Consider the following 7807-nt stretch of genomic DNA (forward strand, 5'->3'; position numbering starts at 1 on the left):
CGGCAGGGCGCCCCCACTGAGCCAGAGCACCGGTCGCTCCCTCAGCTGGCTCGCGAGGGTGACCAGCGCCGTCGTCCGCCCGCTGCCCGCAGGGCCACAGACCAGGGCGGCCAGGCCCCCGGCCGGGTCCGAGGGGAGGCGGGCGACGTCCAGGTCGTCCCCGGCCAGGCCGAGCACCGGACCGGCGCTCGGCCACCCGGCGGGCTCATCCTGGCCGGGGAAGGCCACGACGTCGGGAAGGGAGCTGAACTGTCGAGGCTGCGTGTGGGTGGCGGGCGGCATCGTCGCGGCGGCTGCGGCGACGGCGGCGGCCTGAGCCCGTCCCGACCGGTCACCGGTCAGCAGCGCGAGCTGCACCTCGTGGGCGTCGGGCAGCAGCAACGCTCGCCCGGCGGGCATGTCCGCGGGGACCTGGGTGGGCCGTAGACCGGCCATCAGCAGGTCCATCTCGTCGGCGGTGCGCAGGCACAACCGGTGAGTGAGGGACCCGGCGACCCGCGACGACAGCAGACCGCGACCGCCGGTCAGCAGCAGGTGGACACCGACACCGACACCGTCACGCAGGACCTGGTGGAACGTATCGAGGACGCGGCCTCCCTCGATGAGCTCGTACGCCTCGCCGAACGCGTCCCAGCCGTCGATGACGACCAGAACGCGAGGAAGCGCCGTACGGCCCTCGGTGTGACGGGCGGCTCGGTGCTCGCCGAGGTCGGTGTGGTGGTCGGCGGCCAAGAGGTTCTGCCGGGAGGCGACCTCCTCGAGCAGCCAGTCCATCAGGCGGACGCCGGCGCCCTCGTCGTCGCGACCGACGACCGCCCCGGTGTGCGGAAGGGCGCCGAGGGCTCCGAGCGACCCGCTGCTGTCGACGACGTACACGTGCAGGTCGTCGGGGCCGCTGCGTCGGGCCGCGTCGGTGACCACGGTCCGTACGGCCGTCGTCCGTCCGCTGCGCTGGCCGCCGATGACTGCGAGGTGGCCGGAGGTGAGGTCCCAGCCGAGGGGATCCTGCCGCTGCAGGTGTGGCAGGTCGACGACGCCCAGCCGGGCGTGCTCGCCGGTCGGTGGGGTCGGATCGTCCTCCAGCGTCCCGAGCAGACGGTGCAGCTCATCCGACCCGCCGAGCTCGACGACGGGTGGCAGGGACGGCAGCCACGGCGACGGGACGGAGGGAACCCCCTGTACCCGTGCCGCGGCGAGTGCGGCGTCGACGAGTCGCTGCAGGTCGGTGGGACCGGTGGGCTCGGCGGCGCACGTGTCGTCGAGCCGGACACGCCCGGTCCGCGGGTCGACCGCTCGGACCGTGACGGCTGCCGCGCTCGCGTGCCCGTGGCCGCCGACCCGCGCGGCCTGGAAGGTCACCAGCGGTGCCGACGCCGAGCGCATGACGGCCCGCCCCGGGGTGCTCGTGGGGATGCCGGCGGCCACCGGCGAGTCGACGACGTCGTCGGAGTCGGCGGCGTCCCGGACCCGCAGCGCGATGCGCAGGTTCACGTTCGCGCGGATGTCGGTGGAGACGACGCCGCCTGGGCGCTGGGTGGCGAGGACGAGATGAATGCCGAGCGAGCGGCCGACGGCGGCGATGCGGACGAGACCGTCGATGAAGTCCGGCAGCTCCTCCGCGAGCACCCGGAACTCGTCGATGACGAGCACCAGACGCGGCAGGTGCTCGGCGCCCGGGATGCGCTGGTGGTCCTCCAGGTCCTTGGCCCCGACGGATCCGAGCAGGCGCTCCCGCCGGCGCACCTCCGCGTCCAGCGAGGTCAGGGCGCGTTCGGTGAGGTGGGCGTCCAGGTCGGTCACGAGACCCACGGTGTGCGGCAGCCGGGCGCAGTCCTTGAACGCGGCGCCGCCCTTGTAGTCGACGAGCACGAAGACCATCTCGTCGGGCCGGTTGCCGACCGCCAGCGAGGCGATGAGGGTCTGCAGCAGCTCCGACTTGCCCGAGCCGGTGGTCCCGCCGACGAGCGCGTGCGGACCGTCCGAGGCGAGGTCCACGACCACCGACCCGTCGGCGCCGAGCCCGAGCAGGGCACGGGTCGTACGGCCGTCGCCCGCCCAGCGCTGCGCGAGCCGGTCGGCGTCCACGACGTCCGGGAGCAGGTCGAGAAGCCGTGCCGACGTCGGCGGTTCCGCGTCGTCCGGGCCGGGAGTCGCGTCGAGCAGCGGCACGACGTCGTCGGCCAGCGTCGAGGCCCAGCCGGCGTGCGGCAGGTCCGGGCAGAAGGTCAGGGACATCTCCCCGGACAGGCGTCCGCGGTTTGCCCCGTCGAGGTCCACGGTCACCTCGCAGGCGGAGGGCAGCGCAGCGTGCGACGCGTCCACGGCGACCACGGAGACGTGATGCAGCGCGCCATGCGTGAGCACTCCGGACACGACCGGGTGCCCCGCCAGGTCCTGCGCGCCGTCGAGGATCACCACCGTGTGGACGGGGTGGCGCTCCGGCCGCCCGAGTCGGTCGCCCTCGGGAGCACTCGCGTACAGGCCGAGGTGCCGGGAGATGAGCGCGTCGTCGGTCCCGGCGACCAGCGAGGCGGGCGCGGCGACGGCACCGGCGTTCAGGTGGGGGAGCCGGCGAGCCCAGCGCCACCGGTCCAGGCCGGCCGGGTCCGCGAGCACGACGACGAGCCGCAGGTACAGGGGCGAGTGCAGGACGGCCAGCTGACCGACGAGAGCCTCCAGCGCGGGCGTGCGCAGGCGCGCCGGTCCACTCAGCCCGACGACGCGGTGGTCCTCCAGCGACACCGTGACGGGGCAGCCGGACGCCGACCGCCGGTCGATGTCGCCGCCGGAGTCGCGCACCGTCACGCCGACCGGGACATCGCCCGTACCGACGCGCCACCACAGGTGATCGGCGTCGGTGGGACGGCGTGGCCAGACGCGGCGCTCGGCCGTCACCGCGCGCAGCTCCGCCAGGTCGGGGGCGAGCCCTCTGCGCAGAGCGAGCTCGGCCGCCACGGTGTCGGCGCACCGGGCGAGCGCGCGGTCGCGGCTCGCGGCGTACGCGGCCTGGGCCCGGCGCCGGTCGTGCCGCCCCGAACGCCTGTCGTGCAGGTACTGGCCGAGCATCATGACCGGGCTCATCAGGCCGAAGGCCAGCATCATCGTGCTCCTCATCGCGACGGCCATGACCAGGGCGACCGGGATCGGGATCAGCACCATCAGCCAGGGCAGCCGGTCGGCGTCGTCGCCGTCCGGGGCGACGGGGAGCGCGATCTCCTGCTCCTGCAACCGGATCGGGTCGCGTGGCGCGCGGTGCACCGGTACGCGGCCGGCCTCGGCGATCGGGGCGCGTCGAGCGGCCGGTGACCGCAGCCGCAGGGTCGAGCTGCCGACCCGTACGCGCTGTCCGACCCGCAGATCCACGGGTTCACCGGGCTCGACGGGTGCGTCGTCGACCCGGGTGCCGTTCGTGGAGGCCAGGTCGGTGAGCTGGACGCGACCGTGGGCGACCTCCAGCAGCGCGTGGCGGCGGGACACGTCCGGATCGGCGACCAGCACGCCGCTGCTGGTGCTGCTCACCCTCCCGACCTGCAACGACGTCCCTCCGAGCGGGTGGGTCGCGCCCGCGTCCGGCCCCTCGGCGACCACGACCTCCAGCAGGCTGCGCGGCACCGGCGAGGCGACCCGGTCGGTGAGGACGGCTCCGTGCAGGAGCGGGGCGGAGCCGAACAGGTCGTGGTCGGCGAGCGGCTGCCCGCCCGCGTACACGACGGGTGGGAGCGGCAGGAACGGCTCGAGGTGCGGTCGCAGCTCCGACCAGGTCAGCTCGGTCGACGCCGTGACCTCGACCTCGCGGCAGGACGCGTCGTGCGTACTCGTCAGGCGCAGCAGAAGCGTTGCGCTCGTGCGGGACTCGGTCGTGGTCACCCGGCGGAGTATGGGCAGACCGTGCTGTTGGGTGCAGCGGTGCCTGTGGACAACCACGCGACCGGCGCCGCGGAGGGCTGCGAGGTCAAAGATTTGGCAAAGTCGCCTGGGGGAAGTCACCACGGGCGTCCGGCACCGGCTTGTATGTCCGGCGGACGCGGCCGGGGAGTCGCGTCCGTCGTGGGAGACGGGGGAGACGGTGGAGGGGATCCAGCTCATCGAGGGCGAGGTCCGTGAGCTCATCCGCCGGCAGCGGCTGGACCCGGCCCGCGACCACGGGGTGCTGCGCGACCTCGTCCGCGACGTCGTGCAGGACTACGAGGAGCGCAGCCTGCACGGTGGGCTGGAGCCACTGACCGACGCGGGCGTCGCCACGCGGGCGGTGCTCGACGCCGTCGCCGGCTACGGCCCGTTGCAGCAGTACCTGGACGACCCGACGGTCGAGGAGATCTGGATCAACGAGCCCGCGCGGGTGTTCGTCGCGAGAGGCGGCGTCGCCGAGCTCACCCCGACGATCCTCACCGAGGAGCAGGTCAAGAACCTCGTCGAACGGATGCTCAAACCCTCCGGGCGTCGAATCGACCTGTCGTCACCGTTCGTGGACGCCTCCCTGCCCGACGGCTCCCGTCTGCACGTCGCCATCCCCGACGTCACCCGGGCGCACTGGATGGTCAACATCCGCAAGTTCGTCGTCCGGGCGCACGGTCTGGAGGACCTGGTGCGGATGGGGACGATGACGCCCGCCGCCGGCCGGTTCCTCGCCGCGAGCGTGGCGTCCGGGCTCAACGTCCTCGTCGCGGGCGGTACGCAGGCGGGCAAGACGACGATGCTCAACTGTCTGGCCGCTGCGATCCCGTCGCACGAACGGGTCGTCTCGTGCGAGGAGGTCTTCGAGCTGCGGCTGCCGCTGCGCGACTGGGCGGCGATGCAGTGCCGTCAGGCGAGCCTGGAGGGCACCGGCGAGATCCCCCTGCGCCGCCTGGTGAAGGAGGCCCTGCGGATGCGGCCGTCGCGGATCATCGTGGGCGAGGTGCGCCAGGAGGAGAGCCTGGACCTGCTCATCGCGCTCAACAGCGGCCTGCCCGGCATGTGCACGATCCATGCCAACAGCGCGCGCGAGGCGGTCATCAAGATGTGCACGCTTCCGCTGCTCGCCGGCTCGAACGTCAGCAGCCGGTTCGTCGTTCCGACCGTCGCGAGTGCGGTGGACGTGGTTGTCCACGTCGCGCTGGAGCGGGACGGCCGGCGCCGCGTACGTGAAATCGTCGCCGTCCCCGGGCGCACTGAGGGAGACGTCATCGAGCTGGCCGAGCTGTTCGTCACCCGGGAGGGCCGGCTGGTCCGCGGCGACGGGTTCCCGCCCCACCAGGAGCGATTCGCCCGCGCCGGTTACGACGCGGCCGAGCTGCTCAGCTCGAGCGCATGACCGACGGACTCGTCGGGCTGATGCTCGGCCTCGGCCTCTTCTGCGTGTGGTGGTCCTTCTGGCCGCAGACCGCGCAGCGCGTGGAGCGACGCCAGGGGACGTACGCGGACCGGTTGCGGGACGACATCGTGCAGGCCGGCATGCCGTCCGTGACGGTCGGTCGGCTGCTGTCCGCCTGTACCGCAACGGGTTTCGTCGGGGGGACCGTGGCGTACCTGGTGACGACGGTGCCGCCCCTGGGCCTGGCCGCTGCGCTCGCTGCTGCGTACCTGCCGCTCGCCGTGGTCCGGTCGCGGGCTCGCAAACGCCGTCATGCCCTTCGCGAGGTCTGGCCGGACGTGGTCGACCACATCTCCTCCGCCGTACGCGCGGGAATGGCCCTGCCCGAGTCGCTCGCCCAGCTGGCCGTCCGGGGGCCGGACGAGCTGCGACCGGCGTTCGCCGACTTCGCACAGGACTACCGGGCCAGCGGCCGCTTCCACGAGTGTCTCGATGCGTTGAAGGTGCGGCTCAGCGACCCGGTCGCCGACCGTTTGATCGAGTCGTTGCGTATCGCGCGCGAGGTCGGCGGCACCGACCTCGGTCGGCTGCTGCGCACGCTGTCCTCGTTCCTGCGCGAGGACGCTCGTACGCGCGCCGAGCTGGAGGCCCGGCAGAGCTGGACAGTGAACGCCGCCCGGCTGGCTCTGCTCGCACCGTGGATCGTGCTGGGGATGCTGGCGACTCGTGGCTCATCGCTGGATGCGTACCGAGAGCCCGCCGGAGTGCTGATCCTGATGTTCGGCGGAGCCGTCTCGTTCGTTGCCTACCGGATCATGCGTCGGATCGGGCGGCTGCCCGAGGAAGTCCGGGTGCTGCGATGACCGCGCAGGTGTGGTCGTGGCCGGGTGCCCTGATGGGCGCGGCGGTCGGGTTCGGGCTGCTGCTGGCCTACCGCGGGCTCCCCCTGCGTCGGCGGGTCGACCTGAACGACCGGATCGCGCCGTACGTCCGCGACAGCCCTCGGCCCTCGCGTCTGCTGACGTCCTCCGGGGTCGACCTCGGGGTGCACCATGTGCTCCAGCCGGCGCTGCACCGCCTGGGCGCGGTCGTCGACCAGGTGCTCGGCGGCGCCTCGTCGGTGCGACGTCGCCTGGAACGGGCCGGCCAGCCGACGGACGTGGAGGGGTTCCGGGCGCAGCAGGCGCTGTGGGGCGTGCTCGCGGGGACGGCCGGGACGGTGCTCGCCTCGCTGCGCTGGCTCAGCAACGGCACCTCGCTCGTCGGCGCGCTCGCGGTCGTGGGACTGTCCGTGGGCGGCGGCGTCATCGCACGCGACCAGGCGCTGACCCGGGCTGCGCGTCGTCGCGAGGAGCGCATCCTGGCCGAGTTCCCCTCTGTCGCCGAGATGCTCGCGCTCGCGGTCGCCGCCGGCGAGGGTGCCGCCGCTGCGCTCGACCGCGTCGCGCGGCTCTCGACGGGCGAGTTGTCCGGAGAGCTCGAGCGGTGTCTCGCGGACGCGCGCGCCGGGGCGAGCCTGCCCGAGGCGTTGCAGGGCATGGCCGACCGGACGGGGATCTCGAGCTTGGCGCGGTTCGTCGACGGCATCGTCGTCGCGGTCGAGCGCGGCACGCCGCTGGCGGACGTCATGCGTGCCCAGGCCCAGGACGCGCGCGAGGCCAGCAAGCAGCAGCTCATCGAGGAAGGCGGCAAGCGGGAGATCGCGATGATGGTCCCGGTCGTCTTCCTCGTCCTGCCCGTCACGATCCTGTTCGCCGTCTACCCAGGCCTGAGCGAGCTGCGACTGTCCCTGTAGGCCGGCGCACGCCGCACGCGTGTGCCACGAGTTCCGTTGTGCCATCACACCACTGGAGGAAGACATGCAGACCAACCGGAGGCTCGGCGACCGCATCACACGTGCCCTCGTCACGACCCGTCACCGGCTCACCGACCGGATGGAGCGCGAGCGTGGTGACGTGCCCGGATGGGTGCTCATCACCCTGATGACCGCCGGCATCGTGACGGCGCTGTGGGCCGTCGCCGGCCCGGCGCTGTCCTCGATGTTCAGCCGCGCGGTCAACGGCGTCTCGGGACCGTGATCGTGCGCCTCGGCCGGCCGGCCGAGGGCGTGCGCTCCGATGGCGGCTCGGCCGTCGCGGAGTTCGCGATGGTCAGCGCGCTGGTGATCGTGCTGTTCCTCGCCGCGTTCCAGCTGGGTTTTGCGCTGCACGTGCGCAACACGCTCATCGCGCACGCAAGCGAGGGGGCACGGTACGGCGCTCGCGCCGACAGCTCGCCCTCGCAGGGCGCCGAGCGGACGAGGTACTTGATCCGTTCGAGCGTGTCGGGCCGCTATGCCACCGGGGTGAGCGCGGACCGCACCACCGAGGGCGGCGCGGCCGTGGTCCGGGTGAGCGTGGTGGCGCCGCTGCCGGTGATCGGCCCGTTCGGCCCCGGCGGCGAGCTCAAGGTGAGCGCTCGCGCGTACGCGGAGGACCAGTGACGGTGCTGCGCCGACTGGGCCTGCTGCGACGA

The 7807-nt window shown here is 73.3% G+C and carries 6 protein-coding genes; 5 read left to right on the forward strand and 1 reads right to left on the reverse strand.

The annotated features are described in order from the left end of the window. Positions 1-3867: FtsK/SpoIIIE domain-containing protein (locus P4R38_RS08125; RefSeq protein ID WP_277191827.1), on the reverse strand; the 3867-nt coding region annotated here is incomplete at its 3' end. Positions 3868-4066: 199 nt separating this feature from the next. Here P4R38_RS08125 and P4R38_RS08130 point away from each other — a divergent pair. The 5 genes from P4R38_RS08130 (at position 4067) to P4R38_RS08150 (ending at position 7775) form a co-directional block, all read left to right on the forward strand. Next, complete coding sequence (locus P4R38_RS08130; RefSeq protein ID WP_275240668.1) at positions 4067-5293, forward strand: CpaF family protein; 1227 nt, start codon at positions 4067-4069, stop codon at positions 5291-5293. Beyond that, the gene (locus P4R38_RS08135; RefSeq protein WP_277191828.1) at positions 5290-6156 is read left to right on the forward strand and encodes a type II secretion system F family protein; all 867 of its coding nucleotides are present in this window, start codon (positions 5290-5292) and stop codon (positions 6154-6156) included. The genes P4R38_RS08130 and P4R38_RS08135 overlap by 4 nt, the downstream gene beginning before the upstream one ends. Then, a complete protein-coding gene (locus P4R38_RS08140; protein WP_275240670.1) occupies positions 6153-7088 on the forward strand; it encodes a type II secretion system F family protein in 936 nt (311 codons plus the stop codon). The genes P4R38_RS08135 and P4R38_RS08140 overlap by 4 nt, the downstream gene beginning before the upstream one ends. 64 nt (positions 7089-7152) lie before the next feature. Beyond that, positions 7153-7371 (forward strand): hypothetical protein, encoded by a 219-nt coding sequence (locus tag P4R38_RS08145; RefSeq protein ID WP_275240671.1) that lies wholly within the window; start codon positions 7153-7155, stop codon positions 7369-7371. Then, the gene (locus P4R38_RS08150) at positions 7368-7775 is read left to right on the forward strand and encodes a TadE/TadG family type IV pilus assembly protein (RefSeq protein ID WP_277191829.1); all 408 of its coding nucleotides are present in this window, start codon (positions 7368-7370) and stop codon (positions 7773-7775) included. The genes P4R38_RS08145 and P4R38_RS08150 overlap by 4 nt, the downstream gene beginning before the upstream one ends. The last annotated feature ends 32 nt before the right edge of the window (positions 7776-7807 follow it).

Source organism: Luteipulveratus flavus, assembly GCF_029439465.1.
Taxonomy (GTDB): Bacteria; Actinomycetota; Actinomycetes; order Actinomycetales; family Dermatophilaceae; genus Luteipulveratus; species Luteipulveratus flavus.